This window comes from Rhizobium sp. RHZ02 (genome assembly GCF_014851575.1).
In the GTDB taxonomy this organism is placed as follows: Bacteria; Pseudomonadota; Alphaproteobacteria; order Rhizobiales; family Rhizobiaceae; genus Rhizobium; species Rhizobium altiplani.
The window spans coordinates 1-18485 of record NZ_JACUZX010000003.1; the positions used below are offsets into that span (position 1 = coordinate 1).

Annotated in this window: 19 protein-coding genes; 8 read left to right on the forward strand and 11 right to left on the reverse strand. The window is 58.9% G+C overall.

Annotated features, from left to right (window positions below; genetic code table 11):
- On the reverse strand, nt 1-397 hold a 397-nt coding region (gene petA / locus IB244_RS05485; RefSeq protein ID WP_246734374.1), incomplete at its 3' end, for a ubiquinol-cytochrome c reductase iron-sulfur subunit.
- A 333-nt stretch (nt 398-730) separates the two neighbouring features.
- Here petA and napE point away from each other — a divergent pair.
- The 6 genes from napE to IB244_RS05515 are packed head-to-tail and all read left to right on the forward strand — an operon-like array spanning nt 731 to nt 5384.
- Nucleotides 731-925, forward strand: coding sequence for a periplasmic nitrate reductase, NapE protein (gene napE / locus IB244_RS05490; RefSeq protein WP_192303306.1), 195 nt, complete (start codon nt 731-733; stop codon nt 923-925).
- A gap of 7 nt (nt 926-932) precedes the next feature.
- A complete protein-coding gene (locus IB244_RS05495; protein WP_192303308.1) occupies nt 933-1433 on the forward strand; it encodes a ferredoxin-type protein NapF in 501 nt (166 codons plus the stop codon).
- Nucleotides 1426-1713, forward strand: coding sequence for a chaperone NapD (locus tag IB244_RS05500; protein WP_112825375.1), 288 nt, complete (start codon nt 1426-1428; stop codon nt 1711-1713). Before IB244_RS05495 ends, IB244_RS05500 begins: the two co-directional genes overlap by 8 nt.
- A complete protein-coding gene (napA, locus tag IB244_RS05505) occupies nt 1688-4195 on the forward strand; it encodes a periplasmic nitrate reductase subunit alpha (protein ID WP_192303310.1) in 2508 nt (835 codons plus the stop codon). The genes IB244_RS05500 and napA overlap by 26 nt, the downstream gene beginning before the upstream one ends.
- Complete coding sequence (locus tag IB244_RS05510; RefSeq protein WP_062368227.1) at nt 4162-4665, forward strand: nitrate reductase cytochrome c-type subunit; 504 nt, start codon at nt 4162-4164, stop codon at nt 4663-4665. The genes napA and IB244_RS05510 overlap by 34 nt, the downstream gene beginning before the upstream one ends.
- 5 nt (nt 4666-4670) lie before the next feature.
- Nucleotides 4671-5384, forward strand: coding sequence for a NapC/NirT family cytochrome c (locus tag IB244_RS05515; RefSeq protein WP_162706186.1), 714 nt, complete (start codon nt 4671-4673; stop codon nt 5382-5384).
- A 255-nt stretch (nt 5385-5639) separates the two neighbouring features.
- Here the strand turns inward: IB244_RS05515 and IB244_RS05520 are convergent, their stop codons facing one another.
- The 8 genes from IB244_RS05520 to IB244_RS05555 form a co-directional block, all read right to left on the reverse strand.
- Nucleotides 5640-6452, reverse strand: a complete 813-nt coding sequence (locus IB244_RS05520; protein WP_192303312.1) for a c-type cytochrome — start codon at nt 6450-6452, stop codon at nt 5640-5642.
- Nucleotides 6452-8074, reverse strand: a complete 1623-nt coding sequence (locus tag IB244_RS05525) for a b(o/a)3-type cytochrome-c oxidase subunit 1 (RefSeq protein ID WP_192303314.1) — start codon at nt 8072-8074, stop codon at nt 6452-6454. The genes IB244_RS05520 and IB244_RS05525 overlap by 1 nt, the downstream gene beginning before the upstream one ends.
- Nucleotides 8064-8621, reverse strand: a complete 558-nt coding sequence (locus tag IB244_RS05530) for a cytochrome C oxidase subunit II (RefSeq protein WP_192303316.1) — start codon at nt 8619-8621, stop codon at nt 8064-8066. The genes IB244_RS05525 and IB244_RS05530 overlap by 11 nt, the downstream gene beginning before the upstream one ends.
- Complete coding sequence (locus tag IB244_RS05535; RefSeq protein WP_018856232.1) at nt 8621-8788, reverse strand: hypothetical protein; 168 nt, start codon at nt 8786-8788, stop codon at nt 8621-8623. The genes IB244_RS05530 and IB244_RS05535 overlap by 1 nt, the downstream gene beginning before the upstream one ends.
- A 7-nt stretch (nt 8789-8795) precedes the next feature.
- Complete coding sequence (locus tag IB244_RS05540; protein ID WP_192303318.1) at nt 8796-10055, reverse strand: c-type cytochrome; 1260 nt, start codon at nt 10053-10055, stop codon at nt 8796-8798.
- Nucleotides 10052-10762 carry a c-type cytochrome gene (locus IB244_RS05545; protein WP_169684394.1) on the reverse strand — a complete coding sequence of 237 codons (711 nt, stop codon included), beginning with the start codon at nt 10760-10762 and terminating at the stop codon, nt 10052-10054. Before IB244_RS05545 ends, IB244_RS05540 begins: the two co-directional genes overlap by 4 nt.
- A gap of 703 nt (nt 10763-11465) precedes the next feature.
- Complete coding sequence (locus IB244_RS05550; protein WP_409564051.1) at nt 11466-14123, reverse strand: adenylate/guanylate cyclase domain-containing protein; 2658 nt, start codon at nt 14121-14123, stop codon at nt 11466-11468.
- Nucleotides 14124-14161: 38 nt separating this feature from the next.
- On the reverse strand, nt 14162-14353 hold the full coding sequence (locus IB244_RS05555; RefSeq protein WP_192303322.1) for an aroma-sacti cluster domain-containing protein: 192 nt from the start codon (nt 14351-14353) through the stop codon (nt 14162-14164).
- Between the two features lie 168 nt (nt 14354-14521).
- On the opposite strand from IB244_RS05555, the gene IB244_RS05560 reads away from it, so the two are divergent.
- The gene (locus tag IB244_RS05560) at nt 14522-15175 is read left to right on the forward strand and encodes an iron-containing redox enzyme family protein (RefSeq protein WP_192303324.1); all 654 of its coding nucleotides are present in this window, start codon (nt 14522-14524) and stop codon (nt 15173-15175) included.
- Nucleotides 15176-15423: 248 nt separating this feature from the next.
- On the opposite strand, the gene IB244_RS05565 is transcribed toward IB244_RS05560, so the two are convergent.
- Nucleotides 15424-16935, reverse strand: coding sequence for a mechanosensitive ion channel domain-containing protein (locus IB244_RS05565; protein ID WP_192303326.1), 1512 nt, complete (start codon nt 16933-16935; stop codon nt 15424-15426).
- 5 nt (nt 16936-16940) lie between these two features.
- Here IB244_RS05565 and IB244_RS05570 point away from each other — a divergent pair, with 5 nt between their 5' ends.
- Complete coding sequence (locus IB244_RS05570; protein ID WP_192303329.1) at nt 16941-17162, forward strand: hypothetical protein; 222 nt, start codon at nt 16941-16943, stop codon at nt 17160-17162.
- 151 nt (nt 17163-17313) lie between these two features.
- Here IB244_RS05570 and IB244_RS05575 read toward each other — a convergent pair whose 3' ends face one another.
- Complete coding sequence (locus IB244_RS05575) at nt 17314-18267, reverse strand: C45 family autoproteolytic acyltransferase/hydolase (protein ID WP_192303331.1); 954 nt, start codon at nt 18265-18267, stop codon at nt 17314-17316.
- Between the last annotated feature and the right edge of the window lie 218 nt (nt 18268-18485).

The window sequence follows — 18485 nt, forward strand, 5'->3', positions numbered from 1 at the left end:
CATGGCAGGGACAGAACCAACCATTGTATTCGCCGGCCTGGCCGAGCGGGATGCAGCCGAGATGGGTGCACGAGCCGATCATGACGATCCAGTTTTCCTTGTCCTTGCCGGCCGAACGGTCGACGCCCGTCGCCTGCGCGTCGGACGGCAGGTTGGCGTTGCGCGCCACCGGGTCCTTCAGGTCGGAAAGCGGCACCTCATCGGCAGCCTTCACTTCCTCGGGCGTACGGTTGCGGATGAAGATCGGCTTGCCGCGCCACTTGGCCGTCAGCGACATTCCCGGCTCGAGGCTGGAAACGTCAACCTCGATCGAGGCCAGCGCCAACGTCGAAGCATCCGGACGCATCTGGTCGATAAACGGCCATGCAACCGCAACGGCCCCAACCGCCCCCGCCATGCCTGTGGTGAGATAAAGGAAATCACGGCGAGTCGGCTCGTTTACGATTTCTTGCTCTGTGCTGTCTGTCACGCGTTGACCTTTCGACGCTTCAATCGATCGCTTCGCCGACTGGCGTCCCCTTGCTAAGCAAGCGGCTGCAGGGCGATTGTGACCTCCATAGGTCGAAGGGCGCTCCCGGTATTTGCGCTCCCTCAAAGATCGCTGCGCTCGCCCGACCGCCCCGGCGAAACAGCTCAACTTTCCCACGGTCCTTGCACGCAAGAGGAAGTGCAATTGAGACTTTGCGTCTCCAAAAACGTGTGCTACGATTTTTGCTGTGGGGGAGCCGCCATGACTGATTTGATCGACAAAGCTCCGAAGGAAATCAACCCCCGCGGACGGCGGCGGGTCGAGGTCCTTGCTTTCCTCGTCTTGGCCTTTGGAATCTGGCCGCTCGTCGCCGTTGGCGTGGTCGGAGGATACGGCTTCCTCGTCTGGATGTTCCAGATCATTTACGGCCCGCCGGGGCCGCCTGCGGGTCATTGAGGGCGTCATGCGGACAGAGCCCATCTCACGTCGATCGCTGTTTTTCGGCCGACCCGCCAGGAGAAATATCGGAATCTGTCCTCCTGGGGCGACGGCCGAAAGCCTCAACGCGTGCACGGGATGCGGGCTTTGCGCCGAACGATGTCCGACCGGCATCATCCGCCTTTCGGACGGGATGCCCTCGATCGATTTCGCTTTTGGCGAATGCACCTTCTGCGGCGAATGCAGCTCGGTCTGTCCCGAACCCGTCTTTTTGACCGTGAAAGCCGATCGTTTCCCGCATGTCGCGGTAGTCGGCGATGGTTGCCTGGCGAAGCGCCACGTCGCTTGCCAGTCGTGCGGCGAATGCTGTCCCGAGCAAGCGATCCGCTTCCGTCCCCGGATGGGCGGCCCGTTCGTTCCGGAATTGAACGAAGCGCTCTGCAGCGGTTGCGGCGCGTGCCTCAGCATATGCCCGGTCAGCGCCATCGGCCTCCAGGCCCGCGAAGCGGAGGCCGCCGATGTCTGAGCAGCCGCAGCGCTATCATATTTCCAGCGCGGTGATCGCGACGGTGCCGGCGCGAACCGAAGACGTCCTGGCTGCAATCGCCGGGATAGAGAATGTCGAAGTCCATGGCCACGGCGGCGGCAAGATCGTCGTGGTGATCGAGGGAACGAATACGGGCATGCTCGGCGAATGCCTGACGCGCATTTCGCTGCTTGATGGGGTGATCACGGCGAGCATGGTTTTCGAGCACGTCGAGACAGAGGAGATGCGAAGCGATGACCGGAACACTGACGCGGCGTGACATCTTGAAGGCCCACGCCGCCGGCATCGCCGCGGCGACCGCCGGTATAGCACTACCTGCCGCCGCCCAGCCGGTCCCAGGCGGCGTCGAGGCGCTCGAGATCAAATGGTCCAAGGCACCCTGCCGCTTCTGCGGCACCGGCTGCGGCGTGATGGTCGGCGTGAAGGATGGCAAGGTGGTCGCCACCCATGGCGACATGCAGGCCGAGGTCAATCGCGGCCTGAACTGCATCAAGGGATATTTCCTTTCCAAGATCATGTACGGCGAGGACCGGCTGAAGACGCCGCTCTTGCGCAAGCGTAACGGCGCCTATGCCAAGGACGGCGAGTTCGAACCGATCACCTGGGACGAGGCGTTCGACGTGATGGCCGAGCAATGCAAGAAGGTGCTGAAGGAGAAGGGACCGACGGCCGTCGGCATGTTCGGCTCCGGCCAGTGGACGATCTTCGAGGGCTATGCAGCGACGAAACTGATGCGCGCCGGCCTGCGCTCCAACAATCTTGATCCGAACGCTCGCCACTGCATGGCCTCGGCGGCCTACGCCTTCATGCGCACCTTCGGCATGGATGAGCCGATGGGCGTTTATGACGATTTCGAGCATGCTGACGCCTTCGTGCTCTGGGGCTCGAATATGGCGGAGATGCATCCAATCCTGTGGACCCGCGTCGCCGACCGTCGTCTCGGTCACCCGCATGTCAGGGTTGCGGTTCTATCCACCTTTACCCACCGCAGCATGGATCTCGCGGACATACCGATGATCTTCAAGCCGGGGTCGGACCTGGCAATCCTCAACTACATCGCGAACCACATCATCCAGACCGGGCGGGTCAACCAGGACTTCGTGGATCGGCATACGCGGTTCGCCCGCGGCGTTACCGACATCGGTTACGGGTTGAGGCCGGATAATCCGCTGGAATTGAAGGCTGCCAATGCGACCGATCCGGCGAAGATGGAGCCTATTGACTTTGCCGCCTTCAAGAAATTCGTGTCCGAGTACACGCTGGAAAAGGCAGCAGAGCTGAGCGGCGTTGATGCAGGCTTCCTCGAGCAGTTGGCGGAACTCTACGCCGATCCGGAACGCAAGGTCATGTCGCTCTGGACGATGGGCTTCAACCAGCATGTGCGCGGCGTCTGGGCGAACCAGATGGTCTACAACATCCACCTGCTGACGGGTAAGATATCGGAGCCCGGCAATAGTCCCTTCTCACTGACCGGGCAGCCGTCGGCGTGCGGTACCGCGCGCGAGGTCGGCACCTTCGCCCATCGCCTCCCGGCCGATATGACCGTTACCAATCCCGAGCACCGCAAGCGTGCGGAGGAAATCTGGCGCATCCCGCATGGCATCATCCCGGAAAAGCCGGGCTATCACGCCGTTCAGCAGGACCGCATGCTGAAGGATGGAAAGCTCAATTTCTACTGGGTGCAGGTCAACAACAATATCCAGGCAGCACCCAACACGAGCAACGAGACCTGGCAGGGATACCGAAACCCGGACAACTTCATCGTCGTCTCCGATGCCTATCCGACGATCACGGCGATGAGCGCCGACCTGATCCTGCCGGCTGCGATGTGGGTCGAGAAAGAGGGCGGCTACGGCAATGCCGAGCGCCGCACCCAGCTCTGGCGCCAGCTTGTCCAAGCCCCCGGAGAGGGACGGTCGGACCTCTGGCAGATCGCGGAATTCTCCAAGCGCTTCAAGACCGACGAGGTCTGGCCCGCCAATATCCTCGACGCCAATCCGGAATATCGCGACAAGAGCCTGTTTGACGTGATCTTCCGCAATGGCGAGGTCGACCGCTTTCCCCTCAGCGAACTCAATGCCGACTACGACAATCAGGAAGCGAAGGCCTTTGGCTTCTACATTCAGAAAGGCCTGTTTGAGGAATATGCCACCTTCGGGCGCGGACACGGCCACGATCTCGCACCCTTCAACATGTACCACGAGGTGCGCGGGCTGCGTTGGCCGGTGGTCAACGGCCAGGAGACGCTCTGGCGCTATCGCGAAGGCTTTGATCCTTTCGTGAAACCTGGCGAAGGCGTGAACTTCTATGGCCAGCCGGACGGCAAGGCGGTCATCCTGGCCGTTCCCTACGAGCCGCCGGCGGAGGCCCCGGATGAGGAGTTTGACGTCTGGCTGGTGACTGGCCGCGTGCTGGAACACTGGCACTCGGGTTCAATGACATTGCGCGTTCCCGAGCTCTTCAAGGCATTCCCGGGTGCACGGGTATTCATGAACGCGGAGGACGCCCGCAAGCGCGGCATCAACCAGGGTGCGGAAGTGCGGATTGTCTCACGTCGCGGCGAGATCCGGTCGCGTGTCGAGACGCGCGGGCGAAACCGCATGCCGCCCGGTGTCATCTTCGTTCCCTGGTTCGATGCAAGCCAACTGATCAACAAGGTTACTCTCGACGCCACCGATCCCATCTCAAAACAGACGGATTTCAAAAAATGCGCGGTCAAGATTCTCCCCGTCGCCATTTGAGGCGGCCTGATTGGATGCTGGTCACGGCGGGTATTCTGCTTTTCGTCGCGACGGCCACGATTGCCCAGGTATTGCCGGAGGCGGCACCGCAACTGGTGGGGCGAGTGCCGTCGATGGCGATCGGCCCGGCGGCGCCACTGCCGAAGTGGATCGTGGACGACCGTCGCAGGATGCGCGCCTATCCCGACCAGCCACCAGTGATCCCTCATTCGATCGAGGGATACGAACTGTCGGTGAACGCGAACCGATGCCTTTCCTGCCACAAGCGGGAGTTCACCCAGGACTCCGGTGCGCCGATGATCAGCGTGACGCACTACATGACCCGTGACGGCCAGATGCTCGCCGACGTTTCGCCCCGGCGCTACTTCTGTACCGCCTGCCACGTGCCGCAGGCGGACGTGCGTCCGCTGGTGAACAACCTGTTCAGGGATATGAGCGAAATGGGCGTCAAGCCTGCCGGAAGCGAGTGACGCCGATGATCTCATGGATCAAGAAAGCGATTGTCTGGGCCTGGTCGATCCTGACGACGCCTGCGGCCACGATTGGGCTCGGCGTCCTGACGCTCGGCGGTTTCATTGGCGGGGTGATGTTCTGGGGCGCGTTCAATACGGCGCTGGAACTCACCAATACCGAGAAGTTCTGTACCTCCTGTCATGAGATGCATGACAATGTTTACCAGGAACTGTCTCGCACGATTCACTTCTCGAACCGCTCAGGCGTCAGGGCCACCTGTCCGGACTGTCACGTGCCGCATCAATGGACCGACAAGATCGCTCGCAAGATGCAGGCATCCAAGGAGGTGTGGGGCAAGATATTCGGCACGATCAATACGCGGCCCAAATTCCTGGAGAAGCGGTTGGAGTTGGCACAGCACGAATGGGCGCGTATGAAGGCCAATGACAGCCTGGAATGCCGCAACTGCCACACCGCGGTGGCAATGGATCTGCAGAAGCAGACGCAGCGCGCTGCCGAGATTCACACCCGATATCTGCTATCCGGACAGGCAACCTGTATCGACTGCCACAAAGGGATCGCCCATGAGCTTCCAAACATGGAAGGCGTCGACCCCGGCTGGAAGATGCCGAAAGAGCTGGAAGGCAATGCGATGACGAGATCGACGCCGATCGAGGATCTGCAGGATGCCATAGCCAGAGCGCATGGATCCGCCTCCTCGCAGATGGTTGATTGATCTGCCGCGGAAACCGCACGCGAAGTGGCCATTCATTGGAAGGACGGCAAGTGGATGAGACCGCCTTCCGCCGAGTGACTGACAGCCGAACACGATCGCGGTGAGGACCTCGCCCTCCCCCGTCAGAGGAAATGTTTTATCGGTCGTTCTTTTTCACGTGGCGTGTAACCACACGGGCGCGATCGAACGAGATGCAGTCGCCATTCAAGCACCGTTCGAAGCCCCGGCATTTTGACGACACTGCGACGGATCGGTTCATTCGGTGGACAGATAAGGCGGCGGCTGGTTTGCGTAGTACCGCGCTGCCTCTTCAATCTCTTCGGGCGTCATCGCGCGCGCAACGTTGCGCATCTGACTGCTGATGTCGTTCTGCCGCGAGCCAGATACGAAGGCCTGGAGCTGGGTCTTGAGGTAAAGTTCGGACTGGCCCTCGAGCCACGGACTGCCCAGCTTGTTTTCAATAGTGCCATGACACGAACCACAGGGCGCGATTCCTCTCGTTGGCGCGCCGCTGATCACGATCCGCGGGGCCGGATTGGCCCCGGCGGGATGAAAGCCCGGCAGTCGCGGCAAGAAGGCGTAGTATGCAGCAAGATCCTGCATGTCCCGCTCGGTCAGTTTTGCTGTGAACGGGCTCATGACAGCATTGACACGAACGCCGTCCTTGAAGTCGCGAAGCTGTTTATAGACCACGCTCGCATACTGGCCGGCCAGATTCGGGGAGTCTGCGCGGCTTATGCCTGTGGGGCCGTGACAGATGGCGCACTGCTGCGCAAGCGTGGCCCCTCTCCCTATCGCCTCCTCGTTGCGAGTTCGCGAAACTGCGGTTGCAATCTTCACAAGAGACGTCTTGTAACCTGGCTGCACGGGTTCAGAAGCTTCTCCGCGCTGCGGCAGCCCGGCGGCCCGGCAGATGGTATCCCATAAGCCCACCACCTGCTCCCTTGCGTCAAGGCGCGGAAGCAGCACAAAGCCCAATAGCGCGGCGACAACGAAGATTGCGGCTGTGACGAAGACGCTGGTCAGCGTCCACCGGTTCCGAAAGCTGGTCAGCCTGTCGCCGTTCATCACCTTTCTCCCACATATACCGCTGGCACGGAGGTGTCATTGCGTATGGCAAGTTGAAGGATCGGATATCCATAGTTCGTGATCGTCAGTGCTACCATCAGGCCAACCCAAAGACCGTAGCTGTTCAGGGCAGCAGGAACTCTGGTGGTAGGATGGACGGCCAGCGCGAACCGATACTCCTCCGGCTGGCTCGGCGAAGCGAGATGCGAGCGGATAAGAACGACAAGGAAAAGAATACCCGAGGCAACGAGAATGAACCCGCCAATTGCCGAGAGCACGACCGAAACCGCCTCGTTCGCAAGCGCCGGATCCGTATAGTCGAAGAAGGACATCCGGCGCGGCATGCCGAGGATCCCGACATAGTGCCAGGGAAAAGTCGTCACGATCATTCCGATGAACCAGAGCCAGAGCTGGAGCCTGACCAGACCAAGGCTGACGAGAGGACGTCCCGTCAGATGGGGCCACAGGTCATAAGCGATGGCGAAATACATTATGACGATCGCGCCGCCGAAAATGAGATGAAAGTGTCCGGTGATCCACTGTGTGTTGTGGATCGACGCGTCGAGCTGGTAGCTCATGTTTATGAGCCCCCCGGCCCCGCCGAAGCCGAGCATGATGAAGGAGAACGTCACCGCCAGCATCATGGGGTTGCGCCAGGGAAGCGCGGTCAGCCAGCCGAAGGCGCCCCTGCCCCCTCGCGCACGCGCCGCGATTTCCACAGACGCCAGTATGGTGAAGACGGTCAGCAGCGTTGGAAGTGCGACCAGGGCGGTGAAAGTGGAATGGATGAACTTGAAACCTGCACCGACCTGAGGGTCGGCGAAGGCGTGGTGGATGCCGATCGGCATGGCAACCACGAGAAAAAGGATGAACGAGATACGCGCCATGCTGTCGCTGAAGACGCGACCGCCGATCGCCCGCGGAACGATCGTGTAGTAGGCGATATAGGTCGGCATGAGCCAAAAATAGACGATTGCGTGCAATGTCCACGAGAAGAACACGCGCGCAAGACCGGCGTCGATCGTCGATTTGAACCCGAGTGCAACCGGGATGATTTGCAGCAGTAGCTCCAGGGCGGCGCCGACGGCGGTCCATGCCCATAGATACGAGCCGGCCACGTTGGCAAACATGGCGAGTGGCACTGGTGCGCCCGGATTGGCCCTTTTCCAAACCCTCAGATTGATGGACATGAGAGCCACCCAGATCCAGGAGCCGACAACGACCATCACCACGCCGATATAGTAGAGCGCGCTTCCGATCAAAGGCGGGTAGAAGGTGTAAAGCACTGACGCCCGACCAAGGGACACGGGGATCATCGCGATGACAGCGCCGACCGCAATCAGCCCAAAACCGGTCCAGGCCCAGCGGACTCCAACGAGGGCCTGCTTCAGGGAAGCCTCGCTGATCGCATAGCCGAAGGCCATTGCGACAAGCGTTGGGAACACATAACCCATCACCGTGCCATGAGCGGTCAGGGAACGGTAATACCATTCAGGATTGCTGATCCAGGGAGAGAGCGGACTGCGGACGTACATCTGCCAGGCGCCGAGCGGCAGGGCGAGGCCAAAGGTCGCGAAGGCGAGCCAGAAGTGCGCCAGAATTAGCCTGCGATTATGGAGCACAGGAAAGCCTCCTCTTGTCCGCAATTTCCGAAAGGAACTGCTGCTTGTCGACGGCCTTCACTTTCGCCCACATGCCTTCGTGGCCAACACTGCAGAACTCCTGGCATGGCATGAGGTGTTCACCGGGTTGGTCGAAGCTGGCCTTCTGAACCGATACGTAGCCAGGAACGAGCATCGTGTTGATGTTGGTGCCCTGGATGAGGAAGCCATGCACGACGTCGGCGCTGGTGGCCCTGAAGGTAACCGGGGTCTGAGTTGGAACGACGATGCAGGGCGGGGAGAACGAATACTGCTGGCCGATCGCCCTTACCGTCACGGAGCCATCCTGCTCCACCGCGCTGCCCAGATTGGATTCAATGAACTCGCCCTGGAGATGGATCGTGGTCGGGTCGATGGTTTCGACCGCTGTCTGCGGCATGGTCGCCTGATGTATCCCGGCGAACGCCGCCATCCCCGCCAAAAACACAATAATCAAGATCGCAACGGTCGCCCAGCGCCGTTCGATGCGTTCAGCGACCGCCGCCGCTTCGTTGTGAACATCGCTCATCAGACGCTCCGGGGCACGAACACAAGCAGATAAAACAAGACCCACATTGCAACGACGGCGGCGGTCGCAATCCCGGCCACAACAACTGCTCCTCGTGGCCCTTCAGCGACAATGCGTTCGACCATCCGGTCGTCGGGGATATGGGCAGGCTCGTCAGGATTGATCATGTCGTCCTCATTGCAGTGGAGCAGATCGAAGCTTGTTCGCCTCGGCGGCGCTGACCGGGGTGCCACGGTTGCCCCATGCCGTCCTGATATATGATGCTACCGCGGCGACCTCGTCGTCGGAAAGCGTGACGGCAAATGGCGGCATGCCATGCGGCATGGGGTTCTTGGCGGTAGCCGGCGGATATCCGCCGTTAAGAACCATGCGAATACCATTTACGGCCGATTCCATCTGGATCGACTGGTTTCCGGCTAGCGGCGGGTAATGAGGAGGCTTTCCTTCGCCCTCAGCCCCATGACAGCTCGCGCAGTGCTTGTCATAGACAGTCTTCCCGAGACTGATGAGGAGGCTTGCTTCTTCGGTCCTGACGGAAGGTTTTGGCGGGGAAGGTTCATCCTGCGCGATGCTTTTCAGATAGACGGCCATCGCGCGCGTATCCTCGTCGGTCATGTACTGAAGACTGTTGTACACGACCTCGGCCATCGGCCCGTAGACCGCTCCGCGCGTCGATATTCCCTTCTGCAAGAGATCCGAGATCTCCTCGATCGACCAGTCGCCCAAGCCTGCTTCCTTGTTCGATGTCAGTGATGGAGCATACCAGTCCTGCATCGGAATCAAGCCGCCCTGAAATGCTTCGGACTCGCGACTCCCGCCGAGTGCGTTGATGGGCGTATGGCACATGCCACAGTGGCCAAGCCCCTCCACGAGATAGGCTCCCCGGTTCCACTCGTCGGACTGCTTTGGATTCGGCTTGAACTCGCCCTCATTGAAGAAGAGGGTTCGCCAGCCGAGGATCAGAGACCTGTTGTTATATGGGAATTGCAGGTCATGCGGCCGGTTCGTCTGGCGCACGGGCGCAATCGTCTTCAAATAGGCGAAGATCGCATCGCTGTCGTCGCGCGTGACCTTTGTGTAGGAGGCAAAGGGCATCGCCGGATAGAGGAGACCGCCGTCCGGGAACCTTCCGCTGTGCATGGTCCTGTAGAAATCGTCCGCCGACCATTTCCCGATGCCCGTTTCGGCGTCGGGCGTGATGTTCGAAGTATACAACGTGCCGAAAGGCGTGGGCATCGAACGACCCCCAGCAAATAATTTGCCCTCGGGCGCCGTATGGCATGCGACGCAGTCCCCGGCTCGCGCCAGATACTCTCCCTTTTTGACGACATCGCCCGATTGCGGCGACTGTGCGGCAGCCGGCACCAGCGTTGCGGCTATCGCCAACATCGATGACACGACAAGAGCGGTTGATATTCGAAAACGCGCGCTCATGGCGTCCTCCCCTTCTCGGGCTGGCTGCCGCACGCGAAGGGCAACGAATAAGAGCCGGCGGCGGATGGCGCAGGATCGGCGGGCTGAGCCTGATTGGCGAGATAAGCTGCGACGGCTCGAACATCGTCTTCCGTCAAACGTCCCGCGACGAGCTGCATGCAGTCGGGCGCAGTGGCCGTGCGTGTTCCATAGCGCCATCCTCCGAGCTGAGCGCTAATGTAACTGGCGCGCAAGCCGAGGAGGCCGGGAATGCCAGGCTCCTGGCCAGTCAGGGAGCCGCCATGACAGCTCACGCAGGCCGGAATGGAGCGGTCCAGGTCGCCCTGCGTCACAAGCGTGTGCCCGTGATCAAGCACTGCTGCGCTGGCATCCGTTGGCGGCTTCTCGGGAAGCGCCGGCCGCTGATCGGCGAAATATGCCGCAAACTGCCGCAGATAGTCGTCCGTCAGGAACGCGAGGAGATAATTCATCGGCGGATATTTCCGCCTGCCCGATTTGAACGCTTCCAGCTGGTTGTAGAGATATCCGGCGGGCTTGCCCGCAAGCCGTGGGAAATACGGATCGTTCGTGCCCTTTCCCTGCTCCCCGTGACAGGGTGTGCAGGCCTGGACACGGTCGGCCATGTCCGGAGGATAGGCCTCCTCAGCAGACGCCACCGCGCCCAGGAGGCTTAGACAGCTTGCAAGGAAAACCCCTCGTACGAACACCAGCGTCACCCCACAGCATCGCACTTTGCTAAAAATCGTGATGCGATAGGATATCGCGCGAAGGCGCCTGTCAAGAGTGCCGAGGTATAGCTTTTCAGTGGGCGGTCGGTCGGCTAACCAAAGAACTTGGTCAAAGTACTTTTGTCGCTCGAGGGCAGAGTTTCTTTAGCTGACTTTGCCAACGAAGCCGGGCTTCGGCACGGCTGCCGAGATGGCAAGCCGTAGAGACCCCGAAGACGCCTTCCACGGCTGCCTCGGCATGTTGATGCGCTCGCAAGCCTTCTGCGCAATGTAACCACGCCGACGGTCGCCCTGACGATGTGATGGGTAAGTCCAAGCTCTGTTTGAATTTGATTTCGCATCGCTGCCTGGCGGGTTTCCGACACGCGTGAAACGATCCCGACACGCGGACGCGACTTCCTCAATCGACCGGAAGTGCGGGTCGGTGCTTCGACCTCTCGGAAGCAGCGCATGAAACGGGACGAATACAGTTCCAATGCAGGAAGGAAGCGCTGGAATAGCTCGAAAAAAGTGATCTCCAGACGCGGTCGCATCGATGATGGGGCATATGAAGCGACGTCCCGGCGCTGTCAGCCTTGTCAGACCTGTGACGCTATATTTGCCGTATCGAATGGGGACGTTGCGACAGTACGTGCCTACATCAAAGACTTCGAATAGTGGCACGCGAGGTCAGTCGCAAACCTTATTCTTGATGCGAAATTCCATGCGCGAACGCCAGCGCCCTGGTTTTATCCCAAGACATCCCTTCCGCGTGCAGTTCGCCGTAACGCTCGGCACCCAGTTGCGCCGTTGTCAACTCAATCGCCTTGTCGAACTCGACCTGATCGGCAAACTCGAATGTGACGCCGACCCGATGCAGCATCGTGGTTACCGCTCCGAACAGCCTTGCGGCATCGTCGAAGTTTGATTCCTTCAAGGCGATCTCTCCTGCAAGGGCAACGTAGAGATTGATCATCATGGTGTAGTCAAATTCGGTCGCCAGCTGGATCGCCTCGCGCAGGTAATGCCTCGCGGCCCCAACATCGCCGTTGCTGATGCAGACATGGCACATATTCAGCAGAAGCGCGCCCATCCAATATTGGTCACCTGATCGTCGCATGAGTGTCAGGGCTTCATCGTAACACTCCGCCGCCGATTGCATGTCACCGCCACCACGCGCGCCTTCTCCCAGCGCGATAAGCGCAATTCCGGCGGAGTGCCAGTCTTCGAGCTTCTTGCACTCATCCAGGGCGGCAATAACCATGTTCGGCCCGGTGTCGCTCTCTATGGTCGCCGCCATGGTTGCTCCGAGCGTGATCATGGTGCGGGCAACATCCTCGGCGTGACCGAGGGATTTGAAAATTTCGTGCGCGACTTCGAAGTTCGGCACGGCACCCGCGTAATCGCCGGAAATCAATTTGAACCAACCGGCAACGTCATTCAGGATCGCGAACTCTCGCGTTCCATTGATACCCGAAGCGATGGCCAAGGCCCGATCTGTCCACATGAGCCCTTCAGTGAATTGGGCCCTTGGGATCAGATACCACAGCACTGCTTGCAGGTATCGACAGATATGGTCGAAATCGGCGCGCTCCAAACTCCAGCCAAGGGCCGCCCGGATGTTGTCCATTTCCATCTGGAGTTCTCCGACCAGCCGCCGCTGGTCCGGACCCACCAATCCAGGTGACACTTGCTCGACGAATTGCAGATAGTAGATCGCGTGGGCATCCTTGCAGGAATCGAGTTCGCCGGATTCCTGCAACTTTCCCAGGGCGAACTGCCGGATTGTCTCCAGGATGGAAAAACGCGAACTCCCGCCAGCGGTATTCGTCGTGAGAAGGCTCTTGTCGCACAGGGAAATCAGGATATCGACAACCGGCAGGTCGGGTCGCGTTTGATCGCCACACAGGTGCTCGGCTGCTGCCAGGCTGAAACCGCCCCTGAAAACCGACATCCTTGCGAAACAACGTTGCTCGTCGGGATTCAACAGGCGATAGCTCCAGGAGATTGCTTCGCTCAATGTCGTGTACCTCTGGTCGTCGTCGTAGTGGGCTTTCCCGATGATGGACAGGCTCTGGTCAAGGCGGCCCGACAGTTCGGCAAGCGTCAGTATCCGTAGCCTTGACGCGGCCAGTTCAATCGCTAAAGGAAGACCGTCCAGACGTCTGCAAATATTGGCAACCAACGGCACAGTGCGTTCGTCGAGAACGAAGTCGCGCTTCACGGCTCGTGCTCGCTCCGCAAACAATTGCACGGCATCGGACTGACTGACTGCCTCATGGGCAGTTGCGTCAGGAAGCTGCATCGGGGCGACTGGATAGACCACCTCCTCCGCGAACCTAAGCGGCTCGCGGGTGGTCACCAGAACATCCAGCCTGGGACAGATACCGAGCAGCTTTTTAAGATCGGCAGCGGCTTCGATGAGGTGCTCGAAATTGTCGATAAGGAGCAGAAGGTGTCGTTTTGTCATGAAGTGGGTCAGTCCTTCCAGGACTGTGCGCCCACGGTATTCCGGCACTCCCAGTGCTTGTGCGACAACAGGCAAGAATAGGCTTGGTTTCGCGACAGCACCCAACGACACCATGAAAACACCGTCACCATAGACAGGAACAAGCCTGTATGCCGTCTCGATGGCCAGCCGTGTCTTACCTGCGCCGCCCGGACCCGCGAGCGTCACCAGCCTCTGGTCGCTCGTCAAAAGGCTGATGATTGCCGAGATATCATTCTGGCGACCGACAAAGCTGTTGGTCGCCTTTGGAAGGTTGGTTGGGTGGTTGTCGATGGACTTTATGGGAGGGAATTCCACCAACAGTCCGGCTATCTGGACTTCGTAGAGATGCTCTGGAAACGAAAGGTCCTTTAGCCGATGGCTGCCAAGGAAACGAACGCTGCCCTTCTCGGCGATTTTGTCTTTGTCCAACTCGGCCATGGTGGAACTGGACATGAGAATTTGTCCGCCACTCGCGGCCTCAGAAATGCGGGCCGCGCGGTGTACGTCAATTCCCACGTAACCGATGCTCGTGTCGGAAACGGGGTACACCTCGCCGGTATGGAGACCGATCCTGACCTTGAGAACGACATCGTCGGGCCAATCTTCCTCGGACAATGCTCTCTGGACTTCGACGGCGGCGAGAAAGGCGTCGTCCGCATTATCGAACGACGCGAAAAAGGCATCCGAGTGAACAACCACTACCTTGCCGCCGTTGGATACCGTTTTTTCCCTGAGGATCTCGAAGTGGCGATCCACCACTTCGAAGAAGACCTCGGAATGATTTTGGACAAGCAAGGTCGACCCCTCGATGTCCGTAAACATCAAGGTAGCCCACTCGGAATGATCAAGTCTGCGGGGCAAAGCAGGCATTTGCGTCAATCGAGCTTATATTGGGTTGAGGTCTGTGCTTACAGCATTGTTGGCTTCTTGACGGTCTTAATCGGCCACTCGAACTTGTCGAGTTTCGCCTTGATGTCGATCAGCGCCTTGACCTCCTGTGAGGTCAGATCCTCAAGCTGCTTCTTTTGCTCGTCCGCCATCTGTTGTTCGTCGTCGAAAACCTTGGCTTGCTTGAGCTTGTCGTAATTCGCGGAAGCCATAGTCGTCTCCCCTCAGAAGCAAGATGAAATTCCAGCACCCCAGCAATTCAACTATACACTTTCGATATTGTTTGAGCCATAACTAATATAAGTTGAATGTTGTTGTTGGCTCCGTTTCCTTACTTCTTTCGAAGCGTCAATCAGCGATCGGCCAATGGGGATTTTACAATGGAAACGAGTGATCGGCTTCGGCTCAGAATGGCGATGACCAACGGGCATCTCGTTAGATCCCTCGACGCGCTTTGGAACAGCCCCGACATTGCCCGGCTCTTTCCGGAATATCTGATCCTGCTGCATCAGGTCATCCGGGCGAGCGTCCCCTTGATGGAGGCTGCTCGCTCCGAGGCCTTGAAGCTTCCGATAGGAGACCCGCTTCGCGATCCGCTAGCGAGCTATTTTCAGCACCATATCAACGAGGAGAGGGACCACGATGACTGGACGCTCGAGGACCTCTGCGCGGCAGGCTTTTCCAAGGACGAAATATTGAACCGGATCCCGCTGCCGACGACCGCCGCGTTTGTCGGATGCCAGTATTATTGGATCTATCATCATCACCCGGTTGGGTTGCTTGGCTATATCCTCATGCTGGAGAGCGACCCCGGAACCACCGAGGTGTACGATGACCTCGAACGCCGGACAGGGCTCCCCAAAGCCCTTTTCCGGACATACAGGATGCATGGTGAACTTGACCCGCAGCATGTGAAGGAATTGGACGAGTTCATCGATTCCCTGCCGTTGTCGGAGAGCCATCTGTCATTGATGGGGATTTCCGCGATGAGCGCCTGCATCGGATTTGCTGAATGCGTCACCCGGCTGCAATAACCCGGCCCCAAAAACGAAGATCACCTTCCTCCACTACGGAACACAAAGATCCTGGCGACGTCGACCTCGCACCACTGCTCAACAAATCCCAGTTTGGGCACTGTTTCACTGCCGAGAGCAACGCGGTCGCATGTTTCAGTGTGTTTATTTCGCTGCCTTGTGAGCGGCGTGGTCGGATAGATCAATTGCGTAAGCTGCGCCGTCGTCCCTCCAGGACCACGGTCGAATAGGGGTTCAGGATAGACACGTCATCCAAGACCAAACAAATGCCTTATCCTTGCCGATACCGACGACGCATGTTGCAGAGGAGAAAGATGGTTCGCCATGTGCAAGCGTTCCTCCGCTTTCGACCGAGCGGACAATAGCATCGCCAGTTCTTCCGCAATGGCGGGACGTTCTCGCATGATCGCGGCGAGCCGTTCCTTGGGAATCTCATATACTACGGCGGCTGTGATCGCCTTGATATCACCCGGCTCCAGTGCTCCCATCAGCACCCCGCGCTCACCGAAGACATCACCCGGAGCAAGGCGTTCAAGCTCGATGGTTTGGCCATCCTCAATCTCCTCGACTGTCATCACACCGTTTCGAAGGATCATCAGCGACGTCAGCGAGGTGTCCCGATGGGCGGCGATATCGCCTTCCTTGAACGACAGCTTGTTCATAGCGGAGGCCAACTCTTCTCGTTCCTCGCTTGTCAGAGAGGAAAACAGAGAAATCGCATCCAGAAGACGCCGCCTTGACGTTTGTCGTTGGACACTCATCTCGGGTGTCTCCTGGGTGAGGACTACCCTGGTAGCTCCTCCGTCGGAGGCAAGCTGAAGACCTGACGCCTCGGTGTGACGAAAGACGAGATCGTATAATTCGTTTCGAGCACGAGGCAGTTGACTGCGTTCCGACACCCGAAATGACAGTTCGATCTCCAGATAGTTCGCATCCATCGCCGTAAAATTCGCGGTGGGAGGGGGCGATTTCATGATCGCATTGCTGCTCAACAGTACACGTTCCATGGTCTGGAGGATTACTGATGGCGGCTTGGTCGGGGCCAGCTTGAATTTCAAGGTTGAGCCGTGTGTGTTGTCCGGACTACTGATGTTGACTATCCGGCTCTTGGCGAGAACGCTATTGGGCACAATGATTAGGTCGTTGGTGCCGCTAAGGAGTTCGGTGGACCGCCAGTTGGTTTCCACAACGCTTCCTTGCGTGTCGTCTTCCAATCTGATCCAGTCACCTACGGACAGGGGCTTTCCGAGATTCAGCGCAATGCCGGAGAAAACATCGTTGAGGGTACTTTGCAAAGCCAGACCCAAAACGATAGCGAACACACCGGAGGTGGCGATGAGGGTGCCCACTGGTAAACTGAAGACGTATGCGATGATGCTCAACGCGGCGCCAAGATAGACAATCCCCACTACCAGGTCCTGCAGAAGTCGCCCTTCCCTCGGTTTCCGTTCGAGTGTCAAAAACGTGCGGACCAAACTGGCAAGGAGCATCGCTCCTCCGATCCACCAGATCGCTTTGAGGATCCCGGAGCCGATCCGATCAGCCACCGTTTCCGCAGTTATATCAGGCGCATACGGCGGAATTCTATGGTAAAGGAGCAAAGCCGTTAGGGCGACGAAAAATACGATGTTGGCCGCGAGCCGTCCAATTACGCGATCGCCCGTCAATGGCGTCGCGAGCATTCTCAGAAGAACGAGGATCGCAAACTGGACAACAGGCTCTTTCAGCAGACTGGCGAACTGATCAGAATACGATAGCATCAACCGTGACCTTGTCTAAAATCTCAGCCCGTAGCGAACTTCTCGACCTTTCTGATTTCAAAAGCACTATTCCCTCGCGCACGCAACTGCGTCGCAAGTCTGCGGCCCCGGCAACATCATCCGGGACCGCGGAAGCCACCATGAACCTGTGGAAGAAGGCGAACGACACCTCGACCGCCGGCGGCAAGATTCTGGGGGCTGGCAAGCTCATGGGGGGCAGCGCGTAGTTGCGAAGCCCACTCGGTCAGTCTCCTCGCCAAAACGCCAGCCATTTGCCGTCAATATGCGCGAAGATAGACACGATACATCCGCCGAGAGAGTTGGCGACTGCTGCTGATTGTTGGGTGGCAGAACTATGGCTGTGGAAGGAGTGAGTGGCTAGCCATAGCTGTGCATATACTCGTCTTCTTCGAAATCCTCGAAACTTTGGGACCAGTGCTTGCCGGGCCAGATATAGTCCACTCTCCCTTCCACGGGGCGGTAGACGGCAGTGTAAAGCGTCAGAAAGGAACCGCTCCTGGAATACAACGGCGGCAAAAGAAATAGATCGGTCAGTCGCGAGAGTGTCATGGTTGGATCATCGATCGCCTGCTGAATCAGATGCTGGCGCGCCAATGATGACGATGGGGGTCTGGGGGTTCGCTGGTGGTTCGTGCAGGCCTTCAACCTGGTAACGATCGGCCGCTGGTGGGGAGCGAGCAGCACTGTGGCGTAGTGCCCTGAACGGTCGAGGACAGTTACGTTTTGTGGGAGCGCTACTGGTATTCGGCAGAGCGTCGCCACCGCCTGACTTACATCGTGGCAAGTTTCGAGGATGTAGCGGATGATCAAAATGATCGAGAAGCCAAGTCCTTGAGCACGGCTGCCGCCAAGGGTGACACTGGCGACGAGTCCGTCCTCGTTCATACCATCGACACAGCCTCCCCAGGGCCGCTGCGCCTTGCAGATCACCCGCATTCCCGACCACGCTGTGATCTCAAATCGTTCCGAAACAATATCGGGTGGGTAATCGAAATTGCGGATGAGGGCTGGCCCTCCTCTTCCCAACCAGACGGCCTGACTGCAGCCATGGCGTTCTGGCGCAGGACGGAAGTGACTGAGCATTCGATGCGCCACGTCATCGTCGCCAACGAGGTCGCAGGCGCGGTCGTAGTGGAGCGTCAACTTCGGCATGTAATTCACTAGGGCCGCGCGGCATTCCTTCGCCGTTGGCGTCGGTGATGCTTGATGGCCGAAATACCATCGTTCTGCTTCCGCTCGCCCAGCAACGAACCGGGAAAGCCAAGCCTTTCCCGGGCGATCTTCCCGTTCCATGAGAAATCTCTTGAACATTGTGAGCTATTGTAACCCGCTGCAAGCGGTGCGGCTACGTCGCTCTATTGCTCTAAACAACAACCGATCGTTCGGCTCTGCTGCGGCGGCAACTCGGCGTAGTCACCCGGTTCAAGTTCAGGCTGCACCCGCCAGGCCCGGTTGTCTGGTCGCGCGCCGCTACAATTGGAAAGAAGGATTTTGGGCGGATATCACAGATGAGGCGATTGATTCGTGGC